At 52.5% G+C, this 16,227-nt stretch carries 20 protein-coding genes; 18 read left to right on the top strand and 2 right to left on the bottom strand.

What is annotated here, in order from left to right:
* Nucleotides 1–132 precede the first annotated feature (132 nt).
* The 8 genes from tnpA (at nt 133) to V4U84_RS09125 (ending at nt 7,684) form a co-directional block, all read left to right on the top strand.
* Nucleotides 133–603 (top strand): IS200/IS605 family transposase, encoded by a 471-nt coding sequence (gene tnpA / locus V4U84_RS09090; RefSeq protein WP_148450426.1) that lies wholly within the window; start codon nt 133–135, stop codon nt 601–603.
* A gap of 249 nt (nt 604–852) precedes the next feature.
* Nucleotides 853–1,890 (top strand): metal ABC transporter substrate-binding protein, encoded by a 1,038-nt coding sequence (locus V4U84_RS09095; RefSeq protein ID WP_334071704.1) that lies wholly within the window; start codon nt 853–855, stop codon nt 1,888–1,890.
* Between the two features lie 37 nt (nt 1,891–1,927).
* Entirely contained in the window at nt 1,928–2,686 is a 759-nt protein-coding gene (locus V4U84_RS09100) for a metal ABC transporter ATP-binding protein (RefSeq protein ID WP_334071703.1), read from the top strand.
* A 36-nt stretch (nt 2,687–2,722) separates the two neighbouring features.
* Complete coding sequence (locus V4U84_RS09105; protein WP_334071702.1) at nt 2,723–3,526, top strand: metal ABC transporter permease; 804 nt, start codon at nt 2,723–2,725, stop codon at nt 3,524–3,526.
* 18 nt (nt 3,527–3,544) lie between these two features.
* Nucleotides 3,545–4,258 carry a cytochrome c biogenesis CcdA family protein gene (locus V4U84_RS09110; RefSeq protein ID WP_334071701.1) on the top strand — a complete coding sequence of 238 codons (714 nt, stop codon included), beginning with the start codon at nt 3,545–3,547 and terminating at the stop codon, nt 4,256–4,258.
* A gap of 141 nt (nt 4,259–4,399) precedes the next feature.
* On the top strand, nt 4,400–4,825 hold the full coding sequence (gene mntR, locus V4U84_RS09115) for a transcriptional regulator MntR (RefSeq protein WP_334071700.1): 426 nt from the start codon (nt 4,400–4,402) through the stop codon (nt 4,823–4,825).
* A gap of 190 nt (nt 4,826–5,015) precedes the next feature.
* Entirely contained in the window at nt 5,016–6,647 is a 1,632-nt protein-coding gene (locus V4U84_RS09120; RefSeq protein WP_334077057.1) for a family 10 glycosylhydrolase, read from the top strand.
* A 65-nt stretch (nt 6,648–6,712) separates the two neighbouring features.
* Entirely contained in the window at nt 6,713–7,684 is a 972-nt protein-coding gene (locus V4U84_RS09125; RefSeq protein ID WP_334077058.1) for a patatin-like phospholipase family protein, read from the top strand.
* Here the strand turns inward: V4U84_RS09125 and V4U84_RS09130 are convergent.
* Both V4U84_RS09130 and V4U84_RS09135 read right to left on the bottom strand, forming a co-directional pair.
* Complete coding sequence (locus V4U84_RS09130) at nt 7,681–8,001, bottom strand: hypothetical protein (protein ID WP_334071697.1); 321 nt, start codon at nt 7,999–8,001, stop codon at nt 7,681–7,683. The two genes, V4U84_RS09125 and V4U84_RS09130, sit on opposite strands and share 4 nt — an antisense overlap.
* Nucleotides 8,002–8,008: 7 nt before the next feature.
* On the bottom strand, nt 8,009–9,010 hold the full coding sequence (locus V4U84_RS09135; RefSeq protein WP_334077059.1) for a DUF1385 domain-containing protein: 1,002 nt from the start codon (nt 9,008–9,010) through the stop codon (nt 8,009–8,011).
* A gap of 155 nt (nt 9,011–9,165) precedes the next feature.
* Between V4U84_RS09135 and V4U84_RS09140 the strand changes: the two genes are divergently transcribed.
* From V4U84_RS09140 to spoIIIAD, 10 genes are all read left to right on the top strand, one after another.
* A complete protein-coding gene (locus V4U84_RS09140) occupies nt 9,166–9,660 on the top strand; it encodes a YqhR family membrane protein (RefSeq protein WP_334077060.1) in 495 nt (164 codons plus the stop codon).
* Nucleotides 9,661–9,786: 126 nt separating this feature from the next.
* Nucleotides 9,787–10,230, top strand: a complete 444-nt coding sequence (gene aroQ / locus V4U84_RS09145) for a type II 3-dehydroquinate dehydratase (RefSeq protein WP_334071694.1) — start codon at nt 9,787–9,789, stop codon at nt 10,228–10,230.
* Nucleotides 10,231–10,285: 55 nt separating this feature from the next.
* The gene (locus V4U84_RS09150) at nt 10,286–11,359 is read left to right on the top strand and encodes a M24 family metallopeptidase (RefSeq protein ID WP_334077061.1); all 1,074 of its coding nucleotides are present in this window, start codon (nt 10,286–10,288) and stop codon (nt 11,357–11,359) included.
* A gap of 78 nt (nt 11,360–11,437) precedes the next feature.
* On the top strand, nt 11,438–11,995 hold the full coding sequence (gene efp / locus V4U84_RS09155) for an elongation factor P (protein ID WP_334071692.1): 558 nt from the start codon (nt 11,438–11,440) through the stop codon (nt 11,993–11,995).
* 253 nt (nt 11,996–12,248) lie between these two features.
* Entirely contained in the window at nt 12,249–13,502 is a 1,254-nt protein-coding gene (locus V4U84_RS09160) for an aspartate kinase (RefSeq protein ID WP_334077062.1), read from the top strand.
* A 165-nt stretch (nt 13,503–13,667) separates the two neighbouring features.
* Nucleotides 13,668–13,934, top strand: coding sequence for a YqhV family protein (locus V4U84_RS09165; protein WP_148451795.1), 267 nt, complete (start codon nt 13,668–13,670; stop codon nt 13,932–13,934).
* Between the two features lie 107 nt (nt 13,935–14,041).
* The gene (gene spoIIIAA, locus V4U84_RS09170; protein WP_334071690.1) at nt 14,042–15,040 is read left to right on the top strand and encodes a stage III sporulation protein AA; all 999 of its coding nucleotides are present in this window, start codon (nt 14,042–14,044) and stop codon (nt 15,038–15,040) included.
* Nucleotides 15,033–15,551 carry a stage III sporulation protein SpoIIIAB gene (gene spoIIIAB, locus V4U84_RS09175; RefSeq protein WP_334071689.1) on the top strand — a complete coding sequence of 173 codons (519 nt, stop codon included), beginning with the start codon at nt 15,033–15,035 and terminating at the stop codon, nt 15,549–15,551. The genes spoIIIAA and spoIIIAB overlap by 8 nt, the downstream gene beginning before the upstream one ends.
* Before the next feature lie 60 nt (nt 15,552–15,611).
* Nucleotides 15,612–15,815: a stage III sporulation protein AC gene (gene spoIIIAC, locus V4U84_RS09180; RefSeq protein WP_009225775.1), complete on the top strand. Its 204-nt coding sequence runs from the start codon at nt 15,612–15,614 to the stop codon at nt 15,813–15,815.
* Between the two features lie 12 nt (nt 15,816–15,827).
* Nucleotides 15,828–16,217: a stage III sporulation protein AD gene (spoIIIAD, locus tag V4U84_RS09185; RefSeq protein WP_334071688.1), complete on the top strand. Its 390-nt coding sequence runs from the start codon at nt 15,828–15,830 to the stop codon at nt 16,215–16,217.
* Nucleotides 16,218–16,227: the final 10 nt, after the last annotated feature.

Raw genomic sequence — 16,227 nt, forward strand, 5'->3', positions numbered from 1 at the left:
TTGTCTAAGAAAACCCCCAGTTCGACTGGGGGTTCAGGAAAGCTTATAGCTATGAGTAAAAATCCCTTGACCTTTATGATAAGATAGTAGCCGGTCTGCCAACCGCACAATCAAATCAAGGAGGGCAAGGGAATGGATAAGAGCAGTCTAGCACATACGCGCTGGAACTGCAAATACCATATTGTATTTGCACCAAAGTATAGACGGCAAGTGATCTACGGGAAGTTAAAGCGAGAAATTGGGAAAATCATTCGAGAATTATGTGAGCGTAAAGGTGTGGAAATCCACGAAGCAGAAGCATGTCCGGATCATATCCATATGTTGGTGAGTATTCCGCCAAAGTTGAGTGTATCGGAGTTTATGGGGTATTTGAAGGGGAAAAGTTCGCTCATGATCTTCGATAAATTTGCGAATCTGAAGTACCGATACGGAAATCGCCAATTCTGGTGTAGAGGCTATTTTGTGGATACGGTAGGACGAAACAGGAAAGCGATCGCCGAGTACATTCGGAATCAGCTAACGGAAGATAAGAACTACGAACAACTCACGATGAAAGAACTGTTCGACCCGTTTACGGGTGAGTCGGTAGGAAAGGGCAAATAAAAAAAGCCCCTTTGAGGGGCAAGCCCGAGACCGCACGCGGTTGGCAGACTTTCAGTGCGCCTTCTTAGGCGCTTGCTAGTACCATGCCCTTATAGGGCTGATGGAAGCCACCGGCTAAGCCGGTGGTTATGACTGTCCCATGCGCTGAAATAATAAGCCAAAAACCAACATGGAGTTGACACTTGTTTTACAATACCTCTATAATCATCTTTGTAATTATTACGATTAAAGCGAGAGGGAGAGAAAAATATGCGTTTATACATAAATAAATGCTGGAAGCCGGCGATGATCCTGCTGGCCGGAGTCTTGCTGCTTGCAGGCTGCGGGAAAAACGCCGGAGGCGAGATTGTAGAGGGTAAGCTGAACGTTGTCACGAGTTTTTATCCGGTTTACGAGTTTTCCGTGGCGATCGGCGGCGAGGACGCCAATGTGATCAATCTGCTGCCGACCGGTGTGGAACCGCATGATTGGACGCCGCGCAGCCAGGACATGCTGAATACCTCCAAGGCCGATTTGTTCCTTTATAATGGTGCGGGACTGGAGGGGTGGGTGCCGAACTTCCTCAAAGGTCTGAATCAAGACGCGAAGGTGAAGCCCGTGGAGCTAAGCCAGGGCATCGAGCTGATTTATGCGGAAGGAGACGACGGCCATAACCACGGACACGCGGAGGAAGGCGGGGCCGGGACGGAGGAAGAAACTCATACCGGCGAGGCTCATGCCGATGAAGCTCATGCGGAAGAATCCCAGGTGGATGAGCAGGGTCATCATATCGATCCGCACACTTGGGTCAGTCCGAAATCCGCGAAAATCATGGCCGAAAACATCAAAAACAGCTTCGTGGAGGCGGATCCCGAACATAAGGAAGGGTATGAAGCGCGGTTTGCGGAGCTCCGCCAAAAGCTGGATGACCTTGACGGCAAATTTACGGAGGAACTCGCCAAAACCTCGAAGAAAGAAATCGTGGTTTCTCATCAGGCATTCGGCTATTTGTGCCGGGATTACGGCCTCACCCAGCATGCGATTATGGGCTTGTCCCCGGAAGCCGAGCCGCGGGCCCAGGATTTGGTGGAGCTGTCCCAAATGGTCAAAAAGGAAGGCATCCGTTACATTTTCTTCGAGGAGTTGGTTTCCGACAAGCTGGCCAAAACTTTGGCGAGTGAAGCCGGCGTCGAGACGCTGGTGTTGAACCCGGTAGAGGGGCTCACTAAAGAGCAGCAGAAGAACGGAGACAATTTCTTTTCCTTGATGGAAAAGAATTTGCAAAATCTGATTCTCGCTCTACAATAAAGAGAGGCATAACAGACGAACCGGAAGGAAGAGAGCAATGAACTCGGAAAACGCCGCTCCGGCGGCATACTGCCATGAGAATATCATCGAGCTGGACCATGTTTCCTTCGCCTACGGCGATCAAAAAGTCATCACCGACCTCAGTCTTGTTGTGAAAGAGCGCGATTTCGTCGGCGTGATCGGTTCCAACGGAGCCGGCAAAACGACGCTACTCCGGATGATGGTCGGTTTGCTGAAGCCGTCGCAGGGAGAGATCCGGCTGTTCGGGCAGAGCATCCGGCGGTTCCGGGATTGGGACCGCATCGGCTATGTGCCGCAGAAGAACGCCTTTAATCCGCTGTTTCCGGCGACGGTGCGGGAAGTGGTCATGTCGGGCCTCTACAGCAACAAGAAGCTGTTTAAACGGGTCGGCAAGGAGGATCTGCAAAAATGCAGCGAGGCGCTGGAGGTCATGCGAATCTCGGACATTGCCGGGAAGCGGATCGGTCAGCTGTCGGGCGGACAGCAGCAGCGGGTGTTCCTTGCCCGGGCGCTAATCAATCAGCCCGATCTGCTCGTGTTGGATGAGCCTACGGTCGGGATCGACGCGCAAACCCAGACCGATTTTTTTGAACTGATTTTCCACATGCATCGTCACCACCACATGACATTCCTGATGGTGTCCCATGACATGGAAATGATTGAAAGTTACTTGGGCAAAGAACCGCGCGACCGCTGCGGCGGCATTAAATTTTATGTGCGCCACTCGCATGAACAGGACTGCACCATTCCCGGCATGCAGCATTCGTTGGTCTAGACGGCGATGCTCGAGAAGCGATAGGAGATGTGACATTTGGAGATTTTAACTGCGGATTTTTTTCAAAGAGCGCTGACAGGCGGGCTGCTGATCGGGCTGACGGCTCCCCTGATCGGCATTTTTCTTGTTTTGCGGCGGCTTTCGATGATCGGGGATACGCTGGCCCACGTCACGATCGCCGGGGTGGCTCTGGGCTTTCTGATCAACGTCTATCCGATCGGGGTGGGGCTCGTTTTTGCCGTCGTGGCCTCTTTCGCGATCGAGAAGCTGCGAAAAGCCTATAAAGGTTATGCCGAGCTGTCCATCGCCGTCATTATGGCGGGGGGGGTCGCTCTGGCTTCCCTGTTCTTCACGCTGGGAATGGGTTACAATACAGATGTTATGAGCTATTTGTTCGGCAGCATATATACGCTGGACACCACGGACCTCTATGTCGTCGGGGCGGTAACCGTCGTTGTCGTCACGGTGATCTCGATTTTCTTCAAGGAGATGTTTTTGCTGACGTTCGAAGAGGATGCGGCATCGGTCAGCGGCCTGCCCGTCAAACTGCTGAATATGCTGATTACGGTGATGACGGCGCTGGTCATCAGCACGTCGATTAAAATCGTCGGCGCTTTACTCGTTTCGGCGCTGCTCACGATTCCGGCGGCCTGCAGCCTGCTGATCGCCAGAAGCTTTAAGTCCTCGGTGATCTTCTCCGTGGCCATCGCCGAAATCGCCGTGGTCGCCGGTCTGGTAACCGCCGGGATTTGGAACCTGGCTCCCGGCGCTACCATCGTTTTGCTGCTGATCGCCATGCTGATCTTAACTTTGATCGGGAAAAAGGGATTTTCCTCATAGACATGGAGGGAGGATGTTATGGCCGACATGAATATTTGGGTGGCTTTCGGTGCGGGGATCGCGTCTTTTATTTCGCCTTGCTGCCTCCCGTTATACCCGTCCTATTTGTCCTATATTACCGGTCTGTCGGTGCAGACGCTAAAGACCGAACAGAACAAGCGGGAAGTCCGCTTCAGAACCATGACGCATACGCTGGCCTTCATTTTGGGATTTTCCGCGGTATTTTATACCTTGGGCTTCGGCGCGGGTTTGTTCGGCGAGGTTTTCAACAATAACCGTGATTTGATTCGCCAACTGTCCGCGATATTAATCATATTGATGGGACTTTTCCTGCTGGGTATCTTCCAGCCCCAGTTTTTAATGCGCGAGCGGAAGATGAATTTGAAATTCAAGCCGACGGGTTACATCGGGTCCTTTATTTTCGGTATCGGCTTTTCGGCGGGATGGTCCCCTTGCGTCGGCCCGATCCTCGCTGCGATTATCGCACTGGCGGTGAGCGAGCCGGGGACCTGGCTCGGGTTGATTACGGCTTATTCGGCCGGGTTTGCGCTGCCATTCTTTGCCCTTGCTTTTTTTGTCGGCTCGACGAAATGGATCGTCCGCTATTCGGCTGTTCTCATGAAGGTCGGCGGTGGAATCATGCTGCTTATGGGGATATTGTTGTTTACGAATCGGATGGCGCAAATTACGATCTGGCTGCAGCAGATGACGCCGGAATGGCTGAAATTCTGAGTGAACTGCCTTTCCATGAGCAACAAATGCTCTATCTGCAGACTTGCCAACAGACAAGTTTAACATGTATCATTAAACAAGTAGCGGGATGTGCATTGTATGTCAGGTCCGCGTGAACTCATGGAAAAGAGGTAATACCAGATGCCAACGCCCAGTATGGAAGATTATTTGGAGCGTATCTACAAATTGATCGACGAGAAAGGATACGCCCGAGTTTCCGATATTGCGGAAGGGTTGGAGGTCCATCCTTCATCCGTCACCAAGATGATCCAGAAGCTGGATAAAGATGAGTATTTAATTTATGAAAAGTATCGGGGCTTGGTTTTGACGAACAAGGGGAAGAAAGTAGGGAAACGGCTCGTTGACCGTCACGAGTTGCTTGAAGAATTCCTCGAAATGATCGGCGTCGATCATGAGAATATATATAAAGATGTAGAAGGAATCGAGCATCATTTGAGCTGGGATTCCATTACGTGCATTGCCGGCCTGGTCGAGTATTTCAAGCGGGAGAGCTCCCGGGCCGAGGATTTGCGCAGGGTTCAGCAGGAACTGCTAGGGGAATCGTGAATCTGACAAGTGACAAAACATGATATTTTTGCAAAGCGCGAATGCAGGGAGAACCCCTCGCCGTTCGCGCTTTTTGCTTTTTCGCCGGCCCGGTTCTTTAAATTTTGCGGTTTGTCCGCAACTCCAGGGGCCTTCTGCGCGTTTACATTAGGTAGAGTTGTTTAAGGGATTTTAATATTGGAGGTTGCAAATGAAATTTTTTCGGGTTTGGTTACTTGCTCTTTTGGTTTTCGTCCTTGTCTGGCCTGCGTCCGGAACGGGGCAGGTTCAGGCGGCTTTGGACCGCGACATTCAAATCATGATGGACGGAGAAATTCTCCCGAGTGATTCGGCGCCCTATGTGAAGCCGATAGTGAATGTGACGATGGTCCCGCTTCGGGTCATCAGTGAAGAAATGGGGGCCGGGATTGACTGGTCATCGGCAACCCGTTCCGCCACGATCGAAAAGGACGGTAGCACGCTTGTGTTAAAGATGGGAAACAAGACGGCGGAAGTGAACGGGACAAACGTGCCGCTGGAGGTTTCCGTGGAGAGCCGGAACAGCCGGACGATGGTACCCCTTCGCTTTGTCGGCGAGCAGCTGGGGCTTACGGTGGATTGGGATCCGACTTCAAGAATTATTACGCTTACGTCACCGGCCGGGGGGACTGAAAAGCCGCCCGAGGCTTCACCGCCAACCGAGCCGCAGCAGCCGGACATCCCGGCGCAAAACGATGAACTGCGCGGAGCCTGGATTTCGACCGTCTCGAATCTGGACTGGCCCAGCAAAGCCTCTTACGGCAAGGCCGATGCCCAAAAAGCGGAGTATACCAAACTCCTTGATGAGCTGCAGGAGACAGGGATCAATGCGGTGTTCGTACAAGTTCGGCCTTCGGCGGATGCGCTTTACCGTTCCGAGCTTGTCCCCTGGTCCGGCTTTTTAACCGGAACGGTGGGGAAAGACCCGGGTTATGATCCGCTGCAATTTCTCATCGAGGAAACGCATCGGCGGGGCATGCAGTTCCATGCCTGGTTCAATCCGTTTCGCGCCAGCACGGGAAGCGATGTGAGCAAGCTGCCGGCAAACCATGTGGCGAAGCAGCATCCGGAGTGGATCGTTAAGTTTGACGGCAAGCTGTACATCAATCCGGGGATTCCGGAGGCCCGGGCGCATATCGTCGATGCCATCATGGAAGTCGTGAACCAATACGATATCGACGGCGTTCATCTTGACGACTATTTCTATCCTTCGGGTGAGACGGCAAAGGTCAAGTTTAATGACGATAATACATTCAAAAGCTATAACGCCAACAATATCGGCGATAAAGGAGATTGGCGCCGGGACAATATCAACGATCTTGTTCGAGAGCTCGATACTCGTATTCACGCGGTTAAACCGAGCGTGTCCTTCGGCATCAGCCCCTTCGGAGTATGGCGGAATAAGGCCACAGATCCTACGGGATCGGATACCCGCGCCGGCATTACCGCCTATGACAGCACCTATGCCGACGTCCGCACCTGGATTCGTGAAGGCTGGATCGACTACGTAGTGCCGCAAATTTATTGGAGTATGACCCGCAAAGAAGCGCGCTATGACATTATTGCGAAATGGTGGGCCGGGGAGGTCAGGGGTACGGGCGTGAAGCTTTATGTTGGACACGCGCCTTACAAAATCGGTACACCGGAGATCGGCTGGAATACCGCTCAGGAAATCATCGACCAGCTGGATTACAACCGGACCGTCCCGGAAATTAGCGGCAGCATCTTTTTCAGTGCCAAGGATTTGCTGAAAAATCCGCTCGGACTTATTTCGTTGCTTCAAACCTACTACGGCAATAAGTAAGCATACAAACAACCCTCATCCTCATACATAAGCATAAGACTTATGTAGCGGATGGGGGGTTTCTTATGCTTATGAACGGCGTTTTTGAGGGTGGAGGAGTTAAGGGCATTTCTCTGGCCGGCGCGGTGAAGGCGGCGGAAGAGCACGGCTGGCGATTTCACCGGGTTGCCGGGACGTCCTCGGGTTCCATCGTCGCTTCGATGCTGGCGGCCGGCTATGATGGGGAGGAGATGCGGGAAATTATTCTGGAAACCTCATTTACCCGTTTTTTGCGCAGAGCGCCGATATTTAACACTTCGTTAATCGGTCCGGCTCTGCGCGTGCTTATAAAGAAAGGGTTGTACTCCGGCGAGGCGTTGGAGGAGTGGATCCGAAAAATCCTGCTGGATAAAGGCATAAGAACCTTCGGGGATCTACAGGAAAATAAATTGAAAATTATCGCCTCGGATATCACCAGCGGCAAAATCCTGGTGCTTCCTGATGATTTGGCGAAGATCGGACTCCGCCCCGAGGCGTTTGAGGTGGCCAAGGCCGTGAGGATGAGCTGCAGCATACCGTACTTTTTTGACCCTGTCCTGCTCCGCTTGCCCCCGAAGCTGGCTAAAGGCAAACGGTTTCCCGATCAGTTCCTCCACATCGTGGACGGCGGGCTGCTCAGCAATTTTCCGTTATGGTTGTTCGATCAGACTCCGGCCGCGCTGAAGGAGGACAAGATTATTCCGACGGTAGGGTTTCAGATGGTCGGCAAAAACAGTAGCCAACCCCATGTGATCCGCGGCCCGTTCTCCATGCTGCAGGCTTTGGTGGAGACGATGCTGTCCGCCCACGATGAACGTTACATCGAACAAGAGAACCGCTACCGGACGGTAAAAATTCCTACGCTCGGGATTTCGACCACGCAATTTGACATCGGAAAAGAAGAGAGCCTGCTGCTTTATGAATCCGGGCTCAGGGCCGGGAACCGCTTCTTCGGGGACTGGAACGACCAGTATTATGAAGAGCAGTTCATAAAGTATCAGCAGGCTCGCGTGAATTAGTGATATTTCGGCAAATCGTCGTCATTTTTTCCTTTTTGGCCTTCAATCACCTGAAAAGGATAAGACTTGCGTTTTCCTCCCGTCTGGCGGCGCTCTCCGGCGACTTTGGCCATAGTCCGGGCCGAAGGTTTCACCTTGGGCGTCGACTTTCGGAATTGGCGCGGCGGGAATTTATAGAGCAGAAATATGATACCAACGACAGTGAGCGGAATCAGCAGACCGCCAAGGTCCAATCTTCCTCTTCCAAACAGTCCATCCAAAATGCTGAAGGCGGCTAAGGCGATAACGATCCAGAATAGAATGGCCTGTTTTTTCATGCGTTCATCATCCTTTCACGGGGTCCAAGGAAGAACGGCCGATATCAGTTTCCATCACCGAGGATTGCTCCAGCCGGGCATCCAGCTCGCGCATCCGGTTAAAGGAGGCGATGGAGACTTCGACCTGATCGTCGGTCGGTTCTTTGGTGGTTAACAATTGAAGCCATAGTCCGGGATAACCGAGGAACCGGAGTACCGGAATGTCCCGGACCGCATTCGTAAAGCGGAGCATTTCGAACGAAATGCCGATGACTAGCGGCAGAAGCAGGATGCGGATATATACGCGCTCCCATACGGAATCCCAACTGAAGATCGGGAGGGAGTAAATTATGACGCCGACAATCACCGTCAAAATGATAAAACTGCTGCCGCAGCGGTAATGAAGGCGGCTGTACTTCTGCACGTTCTTCGGCGTAAGCTCTTCGCCGGCTTCATAAGCGCTGATCACTTTGTGTTCCGCCCCATGATATTGAAAAAGGCGCTTGATGACCGGCGTTTGCGAGATAATCCATAGGTACGCCAGAAGGAAGACGATTTTGATGACTCCTTCAATCAGGGTATGCAAAGTCTGATTCTCAAATGCATGCTGAAAAATGAACTGCTCGACCATTGCAGGAACGGCGGTGAAAATCAGCTTCCCTACGATAAATGAAAGCACGCCTACCACCGCCACCCCCAGAATCATGGACAGGGAGAAGGAGGATTCTTCCTTTTCTTTTTGCGCGGCGCGTTCCTCCGGCGAAAGCTCGTCGTCGGCCATCGCCTCGGCCGAATAATTTAAATGCTTGGATCCTTTGGCGCTGGAGTCGATAATGCTGACCAGGCCGCGGACAAGCGGGATTTTACGCAGTTTTTTCACCCAGGCTTTATCCTGTTTGGGCACTTCCAAAAAGGTGATCTCTCCGTTTTTACGGCGAACTGCAGTGACATTGACATGTTTTCCGCCGAACATGACGCCTTCCATAACGGCTTGGCCACCATAGATCGTTGGTGTGGATTGCTCAGGCAACTATTTCACCTTCCTAGAATCGTTTTAATAGAAAAAGATGCTTCTTAAACACATTGTATCGAACTTCTTATGTAAATTCTAGTTTGTTTAGTCTTTTTTGAATTGCGCATACTAATGGCAACAATAAAGGATTATGGAAAAAGGGGAAGTGCGAAATGATGCAGCATAGGTTCAAGCGGGAAAAAAAGACGAACATCTGGCTGTTTTCCCTGCAGCTCGGCTTTTTTGCGGGACTGATATGGGGCGCGTTCAGAGGGTTGCTTTATTACATGAAATTTACGGGGATCGTCCCCGGGTTTTTACTGGAACCGTTCTTTAAACATGCGTATTTGCTGACACAGCCGGGGTATTATGCGGGATGGCTCTCCTTTATTCTATTTTCTATTGTCGCTTCCATGATTTACACGGCTGCGTTCCGAAAAATAAAAGGACCGTGGCCTGGTATGGCCTACGGCGTGTTCTGGTGGCTGGTCCTGTTCTTTGTTTTGGGACCGTTCACCAAAATGACCCGCCCTGCCACCGAGCATTCGTTTGACACCTTGTTCAGCGAGTTTTGCGTATTTTTGCTGTGGGGAATGTTTATCGGTTACACCGCAGCGCAGGAATATACAAATGAAAGGACCCGGGAGCCGAACAAGGTGCTGCACTAGGACAAAGTGCTTCTCAATACCCACTTTCCTATGGTAAAATAACTTTTGGTTATTTTTACAGGGGAGGTTCTGGAATTCGGATAACAGCCGTTCTGATGAACCTTGATCCAGGAAGGGTGAGCCAACATGTATCGCATCCTTGTGCTAAACGGCCCGAATTTGAATATGCTGGGGATTCGCGAGCCCGGAATCTACGGCTCCGAAAGCCTGAAGGATATCGAAGCAAGGTTAAATGAACTGGCAAGAAATGAAGACATCGAGCTTTCTTTTTTTCAATCCAATCACGAAGGCGACTTGATCGATAAAATTCATGAAGCGTACGGTACCTGCGACGGCATTCTAATCAATCCGGGGGCTCTCACTCATTACAGCTACGCGCTCCGAGACGCGCTGTCCGCGGTAAACCTCCCTGCGGTGGAAGTGCATTTATCCAACATTCATACCCGAGAAGCTTTTCGCCATCATTCGGTGATCGCTCCGGTGGCGGTGGGGCAGATCGCCGGATTCGGTGCTTACGGGTATGAGTTGGGGCTGGCGGCGCTTAAACGCCACCTGCAGAAGCTTCTTTAAGGCGATTTCGTAAAGTGTGTCGCGGAAGCAAGTTAACAAGTAAGGAGAGTTAAATATGGGGAATACACGTGTAGAGGGCTTGCGAAAAGTGATGGAGCGGGAGCAGCTCGAGGCGTTATGGGTAACGAACGCTTTTAATCGTCGCTATTTGACGGGGTTTACGGGAAGTTCGGGATATGTTCTTGTTACCCGGCAGAAGGCGTTTTTGCTGACGGATTTCCGTTATATGACACAGGCTGCCGAACAGTCGCCCGGATTTGAAATTGTGCAGCATGGTCCCTCCGTTGTGGAGAATCTGAAGGAGCTTCTTTCCGCGGAAGGGATTAAAGAGCTGGGCTTTGAGGAAACGAACATGGTATTCTCCACTTACCGTGCGCTGGAACGGGATCTGCAGCCGTGCAAGCTCGTACCGGTGGGCGGTCTGGTGGAAGAGCTGCGGCTTTACAAGGATGACGATGAGCTTGAATTGATGAAACAGGCCGCCGATCTGGCCGATCGCACCTATCTGCACATGCTGGAAGTGCTTAAGCCGGGAGTGACGGAATGGGACATGGCTCTGGAGTTGGAGACGTTCATGCGCAAGCAAGGAGCGGCGGGAACATCTTTTGACACCATCGTCGCGTCCGGAGAGCGTTCCGCGCTGCCGCATGGTGTAGCCAGCAGCCGTGTGATCCAAAGGAACGAGTTCGTTACAATGGATTTCGGCGCCTACATGAACGGTTATTGCTCGGACATTACCCGCACGGTTTTCATCGGAGAGCCTACGGCCAAACACCGGGAGATTTACGATATCGTTCTGGAAGCCCAAATGCATACGCTTGAGTTCCTCCGTCCGGGGATGACCGGACGCGAAGCGGACGCGCTCGCCCGGGATATCATCACGCGTTATGGCTATGGAGAGCAATTCGGTCACAGTACGGGCCATGGCCTCGGTATGGAGGTTCATGAGGAACCGCGCGTCTCCAAACTAAGTGACACGATTCTCAGACCGGGTATGGTGGTTACCGTGGAACCGGGGATTTACATCCCGGGATTCGGCGGGGTGCGGATTGAGGACGATGTTGTCATTACGGAGAATGGGGCCAAGCGTTTGACGGAATCGACCAAAGAATTTATGATGTTAGGGTAATTCGTCGAATGGCGGGTTTTGAATCGGGTAATTTTTAAATAACAATAAATAGTTTAACCCACTTGAGGAGGTTCTTTTGTGATTTCAGTAAACGATTTTAAGACAGGCTTGACCGTCGAAGTGGACGGCGATATTTTTACCGTGCTGGACTTTCAGCACGTTAAACCGGGGAAAGGCGCGGCTTTCGTCCGCTCCAAATTGAAAAACCTCCGCAACGGAAACACGGTGGAGAAGACGTTCCGTGCCGGTGAAACGATCGGCAGGGCGATTATCGAGAACCGCGACGTCCAGTATCTGTATGCGAGCGGTCAAGATCATGTGTTCATGGACAATGAAACTTATGACCAATTCAGCTTGTCCGAAGACCAGTTGAAATGGGAACTTAATTTCCTGAAAGAAAATATGAATGTAAAAATCGTCAGCTATCAAGGCGAAATTCTCGGCATCAACCTGCCGAACAGCGTGGAGCTTCGCGTCGTGGAAACCGAGCCGGGGATCAAAGGCAACACGGCAACGGGCGCTACGAAGAACGCCAAGGTAGAAACTGGCCTCAACGTACAGGTTCCATTGTTTATCAATGAAGACGATATTTTGCTGATCGATACCCGCGAAGGAAAATACATTTCCCGGGCTTAAGGTTATAATGAGTCAGGGTTTTGCGACATCCTCCATCCATTATCGGATGGGGGAATTTTTATAACTAAAGAATTTTACATGATGGGCGTCAACGTCAACGGGATGTTTTTCTTGCTAATGGCGTCAAAAGCATTGACTTCCTTCCGGTCTTTCGTATTATACTGGTTTAAAGCGTTAGTGATAGAAAAATGGCAATAGTACTTCCGCAGGCAAATTTGTTGGATAGGATTGCGTACATTAGGGAGGGTCCGACTTGGCTTTATATGTAATGAAATTCGGAGGCAGCTCCGTAGGGGATACGGAGCGCATGCAGCGCGTAGCCCGGCGCGTAGTGGAAAAACAAGATGAAGGACACCGGGTTATGGTCGTCGTTTCCGCCATGGGCGATACGACCGACGATCTGATCGATCAGGCGAAGCAACTGGGCAGCGAACTGCCTGCGCGGGAAATGGATATGCTCATGACGACCGGGGAGCAAATTTCCATCGCCCTGTTATCGATCGCGATACAACAGCTCGGTAGAAAGGCGATTTCCTTCACCGGCTGGCAAGCCGGATTCCGCACCGAAGCTGTACACGGCAAGGCCCGGATTACGGAAATCCATCCCGAACGGGTGATACAGGCTTTGGACGAAGGATATATCGTCGTCGTGGCCGGCTTCCAGGGGATGACGGAGGACGGGGAGATCACGACGTTCGGACGCGGAGGCTCGGATACGACGGCCGTAGCGCTGGCCGCTGCAACTTCCGCCGATTTCTGCGAAATTTACACGGATGTGGATGGCGTCTATTCCACCGATCCGCGGATCGTTAAGAACGCCCGCAAGCTGGAGGAAATTTCTTATGACGAAATGCTGGAGCTGGCTAATCTGGGAGCGGCCGTCTTGCATCCGCGCGCTGTGGAATATGCGAAGCATAATCGGGTTCGCCTTGTCGTCCGGTCCAGTTTTAACCATAATGAAGGCACAGTTGTCAAGGAGGATGTCAAGATGGAGCAAGGTGTAGTAGTCAGCGGAATCGCTTATGACAAAAATGTGGCCCGGATCAGCATTCTGGGGGTATCCCACGTACCGGGCGTTTTGGCGAAGGTGTTCGGTTCGCTGGCGGAGGCCAAAATCGACGTGGATATCATCGTTCAGAGCGGTGTTCAGGACGGGAAAGCGGATTTCAGCTTTACGGTTGCGCTCTCCGACCGGGAGAAAGCGCTCGGTGTGCTGGAAGGGATACGGCATGGGCTTCCTTACGAGGAAGTTACCTCGGAAGTGGACCTGGTCAAAGTGTCGATCGTCGGAGCGGGCATGGTCAGCCATCCCGGCGTAGCCGCGAAAATGTTCGACGTCATCTCCAAAGAAGGCGTGAACATCAATATGGTCAGCACTTCGGAAATTAAGGTTTCCTGCGTCATCGAAGCGGGCAAACTGAACGAAGTCGTCAAGGCGCTCCACACCGCTTATGGGCTTGATACGGACAGCCAAGTGTTTGTGGGCGGGCCGAAAGACCGGCGTTAAGCTATAAGGACCATCAAGAATTGAATGAAACCGGGTCGCCCTATTAAAGGCTACCTTTTTCAATAGGATTTGAACCGTCCAAAGTTTTGGGCGGTTCTTTTTTTTCTAAAACGGCAAGCTCCGGCATATCGATAAATGAGCACATTGGACAAGAAGGAGGACCTTATGCTTGATAAATTCGTTACGGGAATGGCTACGCTGCGGATTATCTCCGGTACGATCGAAATTTTGGCGGCGCTGTTGATGCTGAAGCTGGGAAGGGTCGATAAAGCGCTCGCCGTCAATTCGGCGCTTGCTTTTGTGGGGCCGATGATCCTGATCGTGACCACTTCCATCGGACTGGCCGGCATGGCGGACAAACTTTCCTGGGGAAAGATGCTTTGGATCGGTTGCGGGGTTACGTGTCTCTTAATCGGCATTTTGAAGAAATGATAGATTTCCCGTCATAAAGACGGAGTACAGGCATAAATATGAGATATACCGCAAGGGAAAAAGACATGCATCATCCATATTAGCGAGAAAGATTTGGGGGTACGCCTATGGATCATAGCCATAGCTGGCTAAACGTATTTCCCGACCACCTCCGCTCCCTGTTGGCCAAGCTTCCGCCCGCTCTATTCGCGGAACTCGAGGAGGTGCGGATCCGGGAGGGGCGCCCGCTTGAGGTGAACGCCGGCGGACGTTTTTACTTTTTGACTCCTGAGGGAGGCTTGACCCGTCAGCCGGCGGAGGCCTACATCCCCGGTAAGCCGGAGGGGAATCGGCTGCTTGATCTTATCACCAACCACTCGCTTTATACGATGGAAGAGGAGCTCCGCAAAGGCTTTATTACGATCGCCGGCGGACATCGGATCGGACTGGCCGGCAGGACCGTGTTGAGCGGAGGAAGGGTGGAGCATCTGCGCGATATCAGCGGGTTTAACGTGCGGATCGCCAGGGAGATTCGCGGGATCGCCGATAACTTGCTTCCGCATCTGCTGGATTTTAAGCAGCACAGTATCCTGCACACGTTGATAGTGTCTCCGCCGCAGCAGGGAAAAACGACGTTGATCCGCGATTTGGCCCGGCAAATCAGCGCGGGGACCTGGAGGCATCCGGAAGCGAAATGGCCCGGGTTGAAAGTCGCCGTCATTGACGAAAGATCCGAGATCGCAGGCAGCAAGCGCGGGGTGCCCAGCTTTGACATCGGGCCGCGCACGGATGTGATGGACGGGTGCCCGAAGGCGGAGGGGATCATGATGATGATCCGTTCCATGTCGCCGGATGTTCTGATCGTCGATGAGATCGGAAGGCCGGAGGATGCGGAGGCGCTGGCCGAAGCGCTTCACGCCGGAGTCCGCGTGATCGCCACGGCACATGGTTCCGGCGTGGAAGACATGGCTTCCCGGCCCGCGTTGTCCAAGCTTTCGGAGACCGCCTTCTTTCAAGTGTACGCGGTACTGAACCGGACGGAGAAAGGCACCTCCTTCCGGCTATGGGACGGGAAGCGGAGAAGGGTACAGGAAGCCGGCTGGAAGGGCAGGGACGAGCATGCTTAAGATGCTTGGAGCCGTTCTGATCATCACGGCGGCGACGCTGGCCGGTTGGATTCAGGCCAAGCAGTACGCCAGCCGGCCGAACCAGATCCGCAAGCTGATCCTGGCGCTGAGGCGGCTGCAAACGGAAGTCACGTACGGCTTTACACCGCTGCCGGAGGCCCTGCGGCGCATCGGCGAACAGGGCGGGGAGCCGATCCGGTCGATCTTTCGGGGCGCGGCGGAGTCGATGAACCCGGACGGCAACCGGACGGCCCAGGAAAGTCTGCAGGATGCGGTGGAAACGGGCTGGAAGCATACCGCCATGAAGGCCGCCGAGAAGGATGTACTGCTCCAGCTTAGCTTTACGCTAGGGGCAAGCGACCGGAGCGATCAGCTCGGCCATCTCGAGACCGCCGTCCGCCAACTGGAAAGCGAGGAAGCCGCGGCGCGGGAGGAGCAGGCCCGATATGAAAAAATGTTCAAGAGCCTGGGATTGCTATGCGGAGCGTTCATCGTCATTTTATTCTACTAATTCCAGCCCCCCTCCCTACTCCTGTTTCGCCTGTGAATATGATAGCGAGGTGCCAAGTCAATGAACATAGAAGTGAACGCCATATTTCAAATCGCGGGCATCGGGATCATCATCGCCATGATCCACACGGTGTTGAAGCAGATGGGCAAGGAAGACATGGCCCACTGGGTGACGCTGATCGGCTTCGTCGTTGTGCTGTTTATGGTGATCCGGCTGCTGGACAGTCTGTTTCAGGAAATCAAATCGATTTTTCTCTTCCAGTAGGTGATCCTTAACGTGGAAATCATTCAAGTTGTAGGCCTCGGGCTCGTGGCGACGGTGCTGATCCTCGTCATTAAGGAACAAAAACCGCTGTTCGCTTTTTTAATCGCCGCAAGCACCGGTATATATATTTTTTTATTCCTGATCGGCAAGATCGGCGGAATCATCGAAGTCCTGGAAGACCTGGCCGAATCGTCCGGCGTACAGATGATCTATTTAAAAACGATTTTGAAAATTATCGGCATCGCCTATATCGCCGAATTCGGGGCGCAGATCGTCAGGGATGCGGGCCAGGACAGCATCGCTACCAAAATCGAACTGGCGGGAAAAGTGATGATCATGGTTCTGGCCATTCCGATCATCACCATCATTATCGAGACCGTCATTAAATTGCTGCCGGCATGAGCAAAGGTGG

Origin of the sequence: Paenibacillus sanfengchensis, from assembly GCF_036864765.1 — a bacterium.
Lineage (GTDB): Bacteria > Bacillota > Bacilli > Paenibacillales > Paenibacillaceae > Fontibacillus > Fontibacillus sanfengchensis.